Source organism: Planomicrobium stackebrandtii, from assembly GCF_030814955.1.
Lineage (GTDB): Bacteria > Bacillota > Bacilli > Bacillales_A > Planococcaceae > Planococcus > Planococcus stackebrandtii.
In genome coordinates this window covers 118,728-131,940 of record NZ_JAUSWB010000003.1, presented here as the reverse complement: position 1 = coordinate 131,940, position 13,213 = coordinate 118,728, and the positions used below count along the sequence as shown (strand labels likewise).

The 13,213-nt window shown below is 37.2% G+C and carries 10 protein-coding genes; 2 read left to right on the top strand and 8 right to left on the bottom strand.

Features of this window, described 5'->3' with window-relative positions; genetic code table 11:
- Positions 1 to 312: 312 nt before the first annotated feature.
- From QOZ98_RS06695 to QOZ98_RS06665, 7 genes are all read right to left on the bottom strand, one after another.
- On the bottom strand, positions 313 to 576 hold the full coding sequence (locus QOZ98_RS06695; protein ID WP_308786710.1) for a hypothetical protein: 264 nt from the start codon (positions 574 to 576) through the stop codon (positions 313 to 315).
- A 391-nt stretch (positions 577 to 967) separates the two neighbouring features.
- Entirely contained in the window at positions 968 to 1,240 is a 273-nt protein-coding gene (locus QOZ98_RS06690; protein ID WP_308786709.1) for a hypothetical protein, read from the bottom strand.
- Between the two features lie 556 nt (positions 1,241 to 1,796).
- Positions 1,797 to 3,869 (bottom strand): DUF262 domain-containing protein, encoded by a 2,073-nt coding sequence (locus QOZ98_RS06685; RefSeq protein ID WP_308786708.1) that lies wholly within the window; start codon positions 3,867 to 3,869, stop codon positions 1,797 to 1,799.
- 42 nt (positions 3,870 to 3,911) lie between these two features.
- Positions 3,912 to 7,655: an AAA domain-containing protein gene (locus tag QOZ98_RS06680; RefSeq protein WP_308786707.1), complete on the bottom strand. Its 3,744-nt coding sequence runs from the start codon at positions 7,653 to 7,655 to the stop codon at positions 3,912 to 3,914.
- Positions 7,656 to 7,901: 246 nt separating this feature from the next.
- Positions 7,902 to 8,549 carry a DUF1643 domain-containing protein gene (locus QOZ98_RS06675; RefSeq protein ID WP_308786706.1) on the bottom strand — a complete coding sequence of 216 codons (648 nt, stop codon included), beginning with the start codon at positions 8,547 to 8,549 and terminating at the stop codon, positions 7,902 to 7,904.
- An 80-nt stretch (positions 8,550 to 8,629) separates the two neighbouring features.
- On the bottom strand, positions 8,630 to 9,280 hold the full coding sequence (locus QOZ98_RS06670) for a vWA domain-containing protein (protein ID WP_308786705.1): 651 nt from the start codon (positions 9,278 to 9,280) through the stop codon (positions 8,630 to 8,632).
- An 81-nt stretch (positions 9,281 to 9,361) separates the two neighbouring features.
- Positions 9,362 to 10,360, bottom strand: a complete 999-nt coding sequence (locus QOZ98_RS06665; RefSeq protein ID WP_308786704.1) for a macro domain-containing protein — start codon at positions 10,358 to 10,360, stop codon at positions 9,362 to 9,364.
- A gap of 779 nt (positions 10,361 to 11,139) precedes the next feature.
- On the opposite strand from QOZ98_RS06665, the gene QOZ98_RS06660 reads away from it, so the two are divergent.
- Together QOZ98_RS06660 and QOZ98_RS06655 are read left to right on the top strand one after the other, a co-directional pair.
- A complete protein-coding gene (locus QOZ98_RS06660) occupies positions 11,140 to 12,399 on the top strand; it encodes a hypothetical protein (protein WP_308786703.1) in 1,260 nt (419 codons plus the stop codon).
- Complete coding sequence (locus QOZ98_RS06655; RefSeq protein ID WP_308786702.1) at positions 12,368 to 12,547, top strand: hypothetical protein; 180 nt, start codon at positions 12,368 to 12,370, stop codon at positions 12,545 to 12,547. The genes QOZ98_RS06660 and QOZ98_RS06655 overlap by 32 nt, the downstream gene beginning before the upstream one ends.
- 106 nt (positions 12,548 to 12,653) lie before the next feature.
- Here QOZ98_RS06655 and QOZ98_RS06650 read toward each other — a convergent pair whose 3' ends face one another.
- A complete protein-coding gene (locus tag QOZ98_RS06650) occupies positions 12,654 to 13,187 on the bottom strand; it encodes a hypothetical protein (RefSeq protein ID WP_308786701.1) in 534 nt (177 codons plus the stop codon).
- Positions 13,188 to 13,213: the final 26 nt, after the last annotated feature.

Sequence of the window (13,213 nt, the reverse complement as noted above, 5' to 3'; positions counted from 1 at the left end):
AAATACATTTGGCCCTGCACAGAATGTGGATTTAAAAATAGTATATCAAGTACAAATATTATAGATTAAAACTTAATTAAATTTCTTATATTTCTAAATCGCCAGCAATTCCAAGATTTTCGTTGTGTCGCAAGCATTTATAATATTTTACGTCCTAGAAAAAATCCCAAAGCCGTATCTTTTAACCCTTAAGGTTATTGAATACGGCTTTTATGGACGCAATTATTGCTAATAAACTGCATTGACTCTTACACAGTGCAATATTCAGTGATTATCATGATTAATAATTTTTTAACATAGGGATGCGGACTTTTAATTGTTTAGTTCTTTTCTCATTTTAGCTCGAACTTCATCTCTAAAATATCTGTAGGTACCAGAGTTCGGATAAGCAGCAAAGGTAGTAGTAGAGTCGCCTGTATTTTTATCGAACTCGAATTTAGCTGTATGTCTCTGTTTACCAGAATTTGACTTACATTCTATTTCAACTGAAAATCCATTAACAGAGGTTTGGGTAATGTATCCTCCCATTTCATTTTCAACTTCTTTAACGATATCATAAAATTTAGATTCATTCATTTCAATCCTCTCCTTCATAATTCACAAGAAAATTCTAAAATTTTTTTTAATATAGTCTTAATATATATAAAATTTAAAAGTAGTTAATACAAATCTGTAACTGTCAAGTAGAAATCAACAATTTTCCCCGATTAAGGTTTAACAGCTTGATCGTCGAATATGAAAATCTCGCTCCAGTGAAAAGGCGGTCTAAGATGGCAGTCGTTAAATTGCACCCCTAAGAATTCCCCCGATTCAGCTGTCCATTATTTGAAGTTATAATAAACCTCGCTTCCAAAAGAACCTCACAAATCCCAAAAAAATTATATGGGTGAATAAAAAGAAAAATCACAACTTAATATTTAGAATCAATTTGCGTGGCAGTATGTGAAGTACAAAGTGTAATGTATCATCAAAGTCTTTTGGAAATTTTCATTTTTCTTTTAGCTTTAAATTTCGCCCGAATTTTATTGATAACAAGAATGAATAGGCTAACTCCAAAGGCTATTAATATCATTATTAGTTTTTTATCGCTTTTTCGCCTATCCATGTAATCGTCATAAAAAAACTTTTTATTACAATCAGCATAGTTCCTATAATCTTCATTTAGTTCCCTTACTTGAGAATTGTAACTTTTAAATAAATACACCACTCTTTTAATCCAATATTTAATTGTAATGGTCATTATTTCATCGTCCTTTTCCAAAAAGGTTTATTAAGAACTTATCTTCTGCTTGTTACTTGAATTGTACTACACATTAGTTATGAGAATGCCAAATATTTTACTAACCTCCACACCGCGAATGTCGTAGCGAATGCTGACAATACTATTCCACGCAACCTTGTCTGTCACTTTTTTCAAACTATCATTGTTGCCGAGAAACATTATTGAGTTGCCATCGCGACTTGTTGGTGTTGAACCGGCTAAAATCAGCATGACTTGAAACGGCCCTTGCTCTTACGGTATTTTGACCTCAGCTTTCATCGTTTCTCCGGCAACTTTAATTTCAAAAAAATCTTCTTCGTCAACCATTTTTTCAACTGCACCTCGTGTTAACTCGAAAGGAAAGGTCTTATCCAGCTTTGTAAAGTCATCGGAAATCTTTTCGTCCTCAAGTTTCCCGATAGACGTGGGCATCACAAATTCAAGTTGGTTGAGATTTTTTGTAGTGACTTGGTCTATAGTTGCACCTAAATTTCATGCAGAGGGATGAGAATTTTAAATGGATTCTACTTAAAATTCAATTGGCGCTGGAATCTTTCATAAATTCTAGACACAGAAACTCTAGCTTCGTATCAATATTAGGAAACTTTATATCCCATCTCTTTTCCATGAAACTTATAAGCTTTAATCCTCTTTCAAGAATTTCCTTTGCGGTCCATTCATTATAATAAGAAACCTCTATTTCGCTATGAGATCCATTCGCAAATCCTCGGCGCTCACTACTTACAGGATGTTTCTTTTCAGAGAATATATTATTTTGCAGACTGGAGTTTATACTTTGAGAAAGAGGAAGTAGGTTTCCTAATGAGTTGGTTAAATACTTTTGCTGTACAAGAGAAAAATCTTTGAAAGGTTCCAACCATTCTATTCTAGTTGGGGTTTGCGGATAAATATGTTCAATCGATACTTTATCATCTTCGTTCTTTACAAACAGATTCCAATCAATTTTTTGGTTTCCCCATTTACTCATCATCTCGTACTCATATTCGTATAATAAATATTTCAATCCATTCCATCCATAAAAACCACTCGAATTGACAAATTTTCTTTTTATATAGGTATTAAACGGTTGATTGTCGTAAGCTGTTTTAGCTTCCAGCCAATCTTCAATTCGAGCTTCTAGTATACATATAATTTCTTGGACAGTAATTTCCCCATTTTGCAACTTCCTGGCAAGACGGAAAAACTCACTGTTTCTATAATTGGAAAACGCTCTACCCAATCTGAAGGCTATAAAAATAAATCTTTCAACTTGTCTAAACAGCTCTACTCTTTCTCCCTGCTTTATATTTGATGACATTAAAGCGGCTAACAACAGAGGTCTGAAATATACTATCCCAACTCTGTTTATCCGATCCAACCATAGACGTTCTTCTTTATCTAATTCTGAATTGTTTATTGGGTTGAAAGTATTATACCAATGCCGGGCTGCAACTTTCAGGCTCTCTACATACGCTTCAATCTCAGAAGGTGTTAATTTAGCATTTGAAACTGCTAGGGGCAGTTCTTCTTCAAATTCATCTGTATCATCAACTATTTCTTCTACTTCGATTATTGAATCCTTAACAACCGGAACTTTTGTAAAAACATTTTTCGGTGTGAATTTTTCATCTAAGAGATACTTTATATAATCGTCGCCTTTTTGTCTTGTGTAAGGAAAAGATAAAATCCAGTGTGCGTTTAAAAATTCATCGTCCACTAGTGGCCTCTTTTTATTTCTCCCCAAATAATGGTAAATATTTTTCCAGGCCTCATTTATGTTGTCGCGCAGTATCCTCTTATCATCATTATTCAATTCAGATTTTTCATACAAAGTTGTTAAATAAATTAAACGGTTTTTTAATAATTCTAGATTGGATAATTTTTTCCCTCGATTATTCATGGTTTCAAAAGCTACAAATACATCAAAGTCATCCTGTATCTCATGTATATTGAACATTAAGTTTCTTGTCAGTTTCTTAAACAGCATTTCAATACCCTGTATACCATTAAAAGTGAAATAGTTATTTAGATTTTCTCTGAAAAAAATTTTAGCATTCTCAAGGTTCAAGGTGTAATATGACTCCGAGACAGATCCGTGGCTTTCGGCATTCGAAAGAATACGATGTTTTAGAAGTTCGGAACTCGGATTATCCTTTTCATAACCAAATTTATAACTTTTGATAATTGCATGAGGCGGCTTTGCAATCATCAAATACTCCTGTTGGATTTCCAACAGATTAAAGGATCCAAGATAGATTTCTTCCGGGTTTTTTCCTTGGTTTTCTGAAAGCTGAAACACGCAATTTACTATTTCATTGATTAATATTATAAAGGTCGTAAGTCTTTGCTGACCATCTACAACATGAAACGGTCTAAATCCTCTGTCTTCTATTAACCAACCTTCTTTATCCCACCGTTCCCATACCTCTTCAGGGACGAGCTTTAAAGAGAGTAACCCAGTATAGTGATATCTATCATTAGGCAAATTGATGATATCTTCCCAAAAGTCTTCTAAGTGTTCTTCTTTCCAAGCATATCCTCTTTGATAATCTGGCACCCTAAAAATTCTGTCTTTGAAGATACTTTTTAATGATTCCAGTTCTTGCATAGCAATTACCTCCTCAATTGAAAATTACTCTCTATAACTAATTCATTTCACAACCCCAACAATACCCGCCTTAACCTCATCCTTCTTCACCAAAGCCTTAATCACCTGATCGATCCGCTCAATCTCTACACTCTGATTTTTCCACCAGTTACGGCTCCAGATGCGTTCGATTGTCCATCCGCGGCTTTCGAGGAACTTTTGGCGGTAGATATCGCGTTCTTTTGCATTCTTTGAACTGTGATACATTGCCCCATCACACTCAATCCCTACAATATATTGAGAAGGATCGTTTGGATGGATGACGGCCAAGTCAATTCTGTATCCGGACATACCGACTTGCGTTTGGACTTCGTATCCAAGGTTTCGCAACTGCTGGTAGACCTGTTCCTCGAAAGGTGAATCGAATTGCAATGCTGATGTAGAGACACTGGTGTTCCCAAGTTCATTGATGTCTTGGATGACTTCCTCTACTCTTTCAATTTGACCGTTGGAAACTGCTCTTGCGTATTTCAAATAGTCTTTGAACAGGCGAGGGCCATTACTTTTCGAGTTCGCCACTTCTAGCTCCTCAGGCTCAATGCTGCTGACGACGATTGTTTCTTCTTTCGCACGTGTCACAGCAACATTCAGACGGTTTTCGCCACCTTCTTGGTTCAGTGAACCAAAGCGGTTGTATACGCGCCCTTCTTCGTTCCGACCATACCCTACTGAGAAAAGGATAATGTCTCGCTCATCCCCTTGGACATTTTCAATATTTTTTACAAAAATTCGTTCATCCAATCCTCTGCTCATCACTTCTCCATACAATGAACCAAACTCCATATCGTCCATTGCAGCTTTCTCAATCATATCTAGAATCTTCGTCTGTTGGGTGCTGTTGAACGTGATGATTCCAACTGACTTATCTTGTTTAGTAATCAATAGTTCCTTGAGAACTTCTACTACCTTTATGGCCTCCACTTCGTTGGCTCGATCGATCCATCTGCCGTTTTCCACCTTAATCCATTGGATAGCTGGAGGCTCTTTATACGGTTGGACATTCGGCGATATTTGAATCGCACCGTTATAAAAGGCATGATTCGAGTAGTTGATCAATTCCTCATATTTAGAACGATAATGCCATTGAAGCGTCTTTTCATCAAATCTGCGTTTAGCCAAATTTAATAAACTCGGTGAATCATTGGACAGAAAATCTTCTTCATCCTCATCATTTTCAATAGTAGACATGAACATATTTGATGGCGGCAGTTGCATTTCGTCACCTGCTACAATCACTTGCTTCGCGCGATAGATGGACGGCAAGCCGTTCTCAACAGTACATTGTGAAGCTTCATCAAAGATGACCAGGTCAAAAAGGTTTTCAGTCAACGGAAAAATGGAAGAAACGATTTCTGGAGATGCAAGCCATACCGGCGCAACGTCCATCAGTCCTTTATCCGCATATTGGTTCACTAGTTTCCGCAACGGCCATACTTGCCGCTTTTTACCGGTCTGGTGCTTGAGGTCTTTGAATATGTCCCTTGATGAATCCTGTGCGCCTTGCAAGGATAGTTTCAGCTCGTTGATCAAATATTGACGAGCCAGTTCTTTTTTCTTTTCAACCAATTCTTCAAAAGTAGATCGCAGTCGGTTGTATTCGGAGTTCGATACTTTTTTTACTGCCGGATGCTTTCGTTCCGCTTTGTCGATCCAAAAAAGGTAAACAGATTGACGTAACGCCTCTGTCCATTTTTCTGGAAGATTGCCGAAACCGATTTGATTCTTTTTTTCTATCAACAGCTTTATCAGCTTTTGTTCCGTTGGATTGCATTCCTGTCCAAACTGATCCATATGCTGCAAATCTTCAAAATCAGAATGAAGATATTCTTGAATCAATTCCATTTCCTTTAGAGGCAAAGCGCCATCAGAAACCATTTCTTTGTACTTCTCCACTTTCGAGGGTTCAAGAAAATGTTTCAAGACTTCCATTTCCTTATTTATATCACTTGTGATTTGCGCCAGATCATTCATCAGCAACAAGCTCTTTTTAATCTTTGGCCATTCCTGCGATTTAACACCTGGAAACTTAGCACCTTTGTTTAGATCCTCGACAATTTTCTTACCGGTAAAACTTGTCCAATACCATAGACGCAAGCCTTGCATTGTCCGTGGTTCACCGTCAGAGATATCCGGCTGGATTTTCAGAAGATCTTGCTGGATTCCCCACGTATAGCCGGGAGTAATATCATCAGCATTCAAGAGATTTAAACACTCTTCCGCTTTTTTTGTTTGTTCAATTAAGTAAGTCATTTTTTGAGTGAAATCCGTTTTTTCCTTCATACCGAACTTGGCAAAGGAAAGTCTGTCTTTCAGGGGATAGGAATCTTTGCCGAACCGTTCATACCACTCCGCATATGTATAAACCGTTGCCAAAGCATCTTCTAGGTTTTCAGCATCTAATCCATTCGCAGCTGAATCGATATTGATAAAAACGTTAATATCTCCAGTACTTTTGGTTCTGCTGTATAAATCATACAGCGACAGCCCATTTTCACTTTTCGAATGCAGCCCGACAGCAATATTATTCAGTTCCATTTCCTGCTGCTCAAGTTTCTGAGACGTGGTCCGCAAACTTTGCGTCCATCCTTGTTCGTAATTTAAGGAATACGAGAGGGTATCATTTATTTTCCCGTAAAGTGCTTTCCTATCTTGGTTTTCATCGTGTACTAAAGCGGTATAACCGGTTAAGTCGAGACTTTGGAGCCGCTGATAAACAACATCCAGAGCGGCCCTTTTTTGGCATACTACCAGAACTCTCTTCTTTTGATGGAGGGCATCTGTAATCAGATTGACAATCACCTGTGACTTCCCGGTTCCTGGTGGACCATGAACCGCTAATCCTTTTTTATAGCGGGCTTCCTTTAGAATTTCTTCCTGGGAACCATCAGTGTTTAACAGATAGAGACGATTAAATTCACGGATGTCTTCTGGCTCGGACTTCTGAGCATCCCAATCACTTTCCATTATTGTCGCATTTTCAGGGTTTAGAAGATCACCCACTAGCGATAAATTGCTCGTTTCGCTCAGGTCGATCAATTGATCATAATCGCGGACAAGCGAAGAACTCCCCTGCGGGAAATGACCAATGATAGCATTCTTTGTGAGTTTCAACTTGCTCTTAGGCGGAATATCATCCGCCTTGTATTCTTTTAAAGATTCATAATCAGCGGATATTTGTGTAACCGTCAACTGGAATCTTTCCAGGAAAGACTGAATTTCCGCATCCCCTTTTGCTGCCACTTCCTGCGCTTCATCCATCCACTCTTCGGAAAAGCGTAATTGATCTATTTTCTTAAATGCCAAAAACAAGGTCCGGTTGAGGATTGGCTCACCCTCATCTTTCTTCAACTCAAATGTCTGCCGGTTAATTGCTCCTTTTTCCAAACGTACAGGATAAAGGAATAGGGGTGCTTGGAAGAACGTACCATCTGAGAAAGTTCCGGAAACAAACGGTGTTCCCAAATAAAAATCATGAACACCAGTCTCATCTTCAATGCCTTTTATATTTCTGTAAAGCGTGGTCAATTTCCGTGTATTTGCAGCATCCTTTTCTTCATCCTTTGTCAGTAACGAGAAGGATTTAGTCGACTTTTTCTTTAAGCCTTCGACAATTCCTTCTGCATTTTTAGGAGAGCTGCGCGTCAAATCAAAACTCCATTTGTCGTAAAGCTTCAATAAACGGATCGAACGGTTTCGTTTGCTGATGTTATTCAATTTGTCCCGCATATGTACTAGTTCCTGTTTCATATCTTCACCTCTATATTCTTAGAAAATAAATTCGTTTCGAATTAATAGTTATCATTATTTCATAATTTTACCACATTTTTTCTTATGAAATTGCAAATTGATTCGGATTCTAATTTTGAAGCGACAGCGTAAATAGCAATTTTTGAATATGAATAAACCCAAAACAACTGCCTTCCTTTTCAGAATGGCGGTTATTTTGGGTTTAGTTGTTTCACTTGTGCATTAATCGTTAGAGAAGAGTTCAAACTACAGCAAGGTTTCCATTGTATCCAGCCAAATGATTCTACTCTCTGTAAGAGCAGGTCTCGGATGTCTTGGAAAACCTCTTTCCGAATGAACCCACGCTTTCATATGACCATAGTCAATAGTAGCTCTGCCGTTTTTAAAAAGTCCAAATTGCTCAGACAGCCTTTTTGCGGTCGTTGATTCACCCCAAGCGAATATGACATGTTTCGCACTAGACAGTAAGGCATGACAATCTCTCATATTTTCATCTTGAAAGATGGAGTGCGGGAGGCTAGCCTCTTGGAACTTTCTTTCGATGTTGCGAAAATTACTCATATTGCCTTCGCAAATATCGGACAGATTGACAATGACCAAGACATTCCAAGCTTTCCGCTCCATCAGGTTCATTAATTGGTACTGAGTTTGATCGGGCTTAGCAGCCATTAAAATTGCTTCTTTTGCACTCGAGCTTGTCACTGCACCAGTGGGTTTACAGCTTCCCGGATTAATCATGACAACCACCGCATCTATTTCTTCCTGTTCATGGCCGATCCGCACGATTTTCGCTTCCCGTCGCATAAGGAACCTCTCCCCATTCACCTCTGAATAGTAGAATTTAGCACTTACCTCGTAGGTCTTTTTCAATTCATCTGCAGGAATCAATGTCATATCCGTCACTCCTTTTAAGTTATCTTCAAATCATCAGCTATTTAAATATTCGTGTCCTCCTTGAAGGAAACGAAGAGAGTTTATTTCTTAGCCCGAGAATTGTAATCTTTCTCAATCTCCTTCTTCCACTCACGATCAATCTTCTTCCCCGTCCGGAAAGAAGCAACAGCTTCACTCACCACTTTATAATTCAGCTCGGTACCTTCCGCATCTGCATGGTAGTTGACTGCGAATTCCTCCCCGACTCCGAATTGTCGGGCGGTGGCGACTGCATCGATATTCGCTCCGAAGAACATGAATTCCCAATTGGCGGCGGTTTTCTTCTGCGCAATCATTTCATGGATTTTTTTGTAATTGTATTCACAGCTGGAATTTTCCATGCCGTCCGTGGTGATGACAAATATCACGTTGTCTGCTTGCTGGTCTTGCAATGTGGCTTTTTGTACGTTGCTTATTTTCTGGATCGTTGAACCGATCGCATCGAGCAGCGCTGTCATGCCACCCACTTCGTAATCCTTCTCAGTCAGCGGAGAAATGCCTTCCAGCGAAATCCGGTCATGCAACAGGTCATACCCCTGATTAAACAGCACCGTCGTGACGCGGACCTCGCCGGGAAGCTTGCGTTGTTTTTCAAGCAAGGCGTTAAAGCCACCGATTGTATCCTTTTCCAGTCCTGCCATCGAACCGCTTTTGTCGAGAATAAAGACCAGTTCTGTCGTTTGTGTTTTCATATCGTTTTCCTCCTCAAGTTTTCTTACCAACTTAAGGATATGATTTTCAAGAGATGAAAGGGTCGCCATGGAAGCGACATTTCAAGCACCCAGGAGCATTTGGTCAAACGCAAACAACGCCTTGTTGATTTCATGGATTTTGTAATTCTTCCGTTTAATGAAATAGATGATGATCAGATCGAATTTATGGCTGCGCGATAATTTGTACCCCGCTTTTTCAAGCAGCTCGTCCGTTTCGTGAAGGTCCAGCTCAAGCGCTATGGCAAAAGCAACAATGGTCTTTTTCATTGGTGTGTATCCAGGGGAATTGCGAATCTTGGAAAACAGTTTCCGGTCGATATTCGCTTTTTTATAAGTCTGTGTATCCGTCATGCCTTTCTCGTCAATAAAACGGAGCAGCCGTTCTGAAAAGGATTCATCCATGTCTTCAAAGAAATCTTCCAATTCGATATCAATTGGGGCTTCCACTCTATTTTCTTCAAGCTGAGGATACAAGTCGAGATTTGGCTCCCTTACCTTCCGATACCGGCTATCCTTCTTCTCCAGTGCCGTTACTTCATTTTCATCAATAAAAGCGGCAAGCGACTGGTAGAGCTTTTCACTGATTCCGAAAGACTGCTTGTCGAATACGATCAGATAGACATATATTTCGTGATCGATCAGAAAGACTTCGATTTCAGAAATGGCAATTCGCAAAGCTGCTTCTTTCGGATAGCCAAAGATTCCGGTGGAGATGAGCGGAAACGAGATCGATCCACATTCGAGCTGATGTGCCAGTTCCAGGGAGTTGCGGTAACAGTTCCGCAACAAGGATTCTTCATTATTAGCTCCGCCTTCCCAAACAGGCCCAACTGTGTGGATGATGAAGTCAGCATCCAGTGAAAACGCCTTCGTATACACTGCTTCTCCCACCGTACAATGGCCGATGCGGTCGCACGCCTCTTGTAATGCTTGAGGTCCTGCTGCATGGAATATCGCGCCGCAGACACCACCGCCCATCTTCAGGCTGGAGTTCGCAGCATTAACAATCGCATCGGTTTTCATTTTGGTAATGTCATTTCGTACGATTTCCAGTGGCATGTTGCTATCTCCTTTTAGTTGGATGGTTTAGGAATTCATTCATTTTTGGGCTGAAGAAGAAGGACAAAATCAAGAGCCAGTCACGCCATAAAACTGAACTAGTGCGGACACGTTTAGAGCCACTTCGGACATCAGAGAACCACTCATAAGAATAAGAAAACCGCTTGAGGAAAGTTTATTTTTTCAGAGCGGTGATGCATGCAGTATAAATTATTATGTATGGATAAAATCGTTTAGGATCATGTCTGCACCTGGGAAGTAGTCCTGTTTATTTTCAAACAAGGGTAATTGAGTTGATTAGCCTCAATCACCCTACAAGACGAGTTACATCATTTAACATTTTACCAGCAGCTCCCATTTGGTCCCTGTGCGCCGCTCAATTATGAATATTTACCCATCACTATATAAATTCAATGGGGATTCTTTCTAATGCTGATTTTGTCAATTTTCTTATACAGTATTTTTGTGTTTCTTGAATCCGGTTCAACACAGGAAGGCAGTTTTTCCATCGCCATATAAATCCAACGGGATTCTTTCTACTACTGATTTTGTCAGCTTATTTATGCAAAATTATTATACATCTTGAATTATTTCTTACACAGGGAGACGGCAATTTAACTTCTGTGTACCCATTTAAATTATTTTTTCTGTCCATTTGACTTAATTTGATAATTCACAAAATAAATAAGAAATCACTATTAACTATTCTATTCCATAAATGTATAATTAGGTATCACTGTAACTGATAGAGTAATTTCTTAAATATGAGGAGGTTAGATATGAAAAAAAATATTTATTATAGTGAAGAAAAATACAGACCATATTTCATTATTGGTTTAATAATTTCAGGACTTTTACTAATTACGATATTTTCTTTATGGTTTTTTGAAATAGGGGCTATAAATGATAAAGTATATTTAACTATATTTTTTCTTTTGTTCTTCTCCGCTACTTTAATTTTTTATACATTGCATAGAAATGGAGATTTTTCATACAAAGTAAAAACTAAGGAATACTTTGTCCCTGTTGCTATTGGATATGGAATAGCAATTTTCGCTTTTTTTGCTACTATCGCTACTTATATTCCAGGCTTTGCAGGTGATGAAAAAGATAAAATATATGTAAGTATTATTTTTATTTTTGCGCTAGGCTATTCTTTTTTTTATGATAGGCTTGCTAAGAATATCAACAATCTACTGTTTCACTTAGATAAAGATACAAAAGATTTAATTCATTCTTACACGGAACTAAAAGAGTTTGAGACAAAAAAAACCTTCGAAGAAGCATTTGCAGATTTTATCCGATACACTAATTATGTTGTAGGAGTTCAGGTTTATAATTATCACTTACTACCCAAGATTAGTGGTGGCGCTATAAAAGTAGAACATGAAAGTAGTAGTGTTCAAGAAGGTGTAAACATCAATGCCATTATTCAACATTATTATGAATATAAAATTGATGATTTAAACGAATTAAAAAGTGCAATTGTAGATTTAAGAGTTAATAAATCATTAGAAAAAAATATTGAACTACTAGTAAGATTATCTGAAGAAATAATACAAACTCAATATAAAGACTACTCTTTAATTGCTATGTGGTTAGTGGCAGCAGAAGAAGCAATTAAGTTCGGTGAATCAATAAAAAAAAGCATTACATTAGAGAATCTGACCTCAGTACTATTCAAAGGTCAAGATTTAAATTTAAATAAAAAAATTGGATTATATAAATTTCTGTTATATTCTGATATACTTAAACTGAAAGAAAAAGACATCTTTAGTTATGAAGGAATAAATCTAGATAAACAAAAACGTAAATATATAACTGTAAAAGCTTCTAATGAAAAAGGAGTAAAAAAAGTTTTTTTAATAATTATTGACTCAATTGATTTTAGTGAAAGTAACGAAAAACAAAGAATAGAAGTTATTTTAAATAAATTACAGGGTATACTTAATACTAATAATTTGTTCAGTAACGCTTATAAAATTAAACATAAGGAAGGTGAAGCTCATGACACTTTCAAAAGAATTACAGAGTATTAATATTGAATCTAACAAAGAGTTAGAACAAATCCAGCATAATTTCGTTGAGGTTCTAGGGCGAATTGGCGTTACAGACATTAAAGATATAGCAGTAAATTCATCTCTAGAAGACAATGAAAAAAGTTATGGATGGATCTTGAGAGGTTAATATTTTTTTTAAAAGGAATTCGATGAAATTATCGAATTCCTTTTTAAATTAATTTTAGAGATTTCAAAATCTGTTTCTTTCTACTATCTATATTCTTACATCTATATTAATCGTATTCTAATAGCTTTATTTGATTATTTACAGCTTTTCTAAACCCTTCTTCCTCATCATACCAAGGCAAATATATTCTTAGTAAATCTATTACACTTACTTCTTCATCTGAAAAATCTTTCTTTAGTGAAACGACTATTCCAGACATTAAAACTGCTCCACGAGCAAATTCTTCAATATCCTCTTCTTCCCTGTTATTATTCTCCGTGTCAATACTATACATATAGTTTTGATATAAACTTAATCTTCGGACTGTTTCGGATGATCCATAAAAAAAAGTTCGATGAACTAATGTACTTGTATCAGCAGTTATATCCTCGTTTTCCCGACGGTATAATAAATCGTGCCAATCACTCAATAATTGAAACATTTCTACTGTGCTTATGTCTCTAAAAAAATTGTCTACTTGGAGGTTTTTACTATGTTTTTGATTTTTCTTATTTCTTTGTGTTTCATATATTTGTGTAATTATAGTAGCTACAATTCCACTAGTAAGAATACTTGATAAAATAAAGGGAAACAATTCCATAGTATGTATCTCCATTATCATATTTT

What these genes read in the sequence shown, in the direction of transcription:
- QOZ98_RS06695 (WP_308786710.1), bottom strand. Translation starts at nt 576, where the DNA reads ATGAATGAATCTAAATTTTATGATATCGTTAAAGAAGTTGAAAATGAA.
- QOZ98_RS06690 (WP_308786709.1), bottom strand. Translation starts at nt 1,240, where the DNA reads ATGACCATTACAATTAAATATTGGATTAAAAGAGTGGTGTATTTATTT.
- QOZ98_RS06685 (WP_308786708.1), bottom strand. Translation starts at nt 3,869, where the DNA reads ATGCAAGAACTGGAATCATTAAAAAGTATCTTCAAAGACAGAATTTTT.
- QOZ98_RS06680 (WP_308786707.1), bottom strand. Translation starts at nt 7,655, where the DNA reads ATGAAACAGGAACTAGTACATATGCGGGACAAATTGAATAACATCAGC.
- QOZ98_RS06675 (WP_308786706.1), bottom strand. Translation starts at nt 8,549, where the DNA reads ATGACATTGATTCCTGCAGATGAATTGAAAAAGACCTACGAGGTAAGT.
- QOZ98_RS06670 (WP_308786705.1), bottom strand. Translation starts at nt 9,280, where the DNA reads ATGAAAACACAAACGACAGAACTGGTCTTTATTCTCGACAAAAGCGGT.
- QOZ98_RS06665 (WP_308786704.1), bottom strand. Translation starts at nt 10,360, where the DNA reads ATGCCACTGGAAATCGTACGAAATGACATTACCAAAATGAAAACCGAT.
- QOZ98_RS06660 (WP_308786703.1), top strand. Translation starts at nt 11,140, where the DNA reads ATGAAAAAAAATATTTATTATAGTGAAGAAAAATACAGACCATATTTC.
- QOZ98_RS06655 (WP_308786702.1), top strand. Translation starts at nt 12,368, where the DNA reads ATGACACTTTCAAAAGAATTACAGAGTATTAATATTGAATCTAACAAA.
- QOZ98_RS06650 (WP_308786701.1), bottom strand. Translation starts at nt 13,187, where the DNA reads ATGGAATTGTTTCCCTTTATTTTATCAAGTATTCTTACTAGTGGAATT.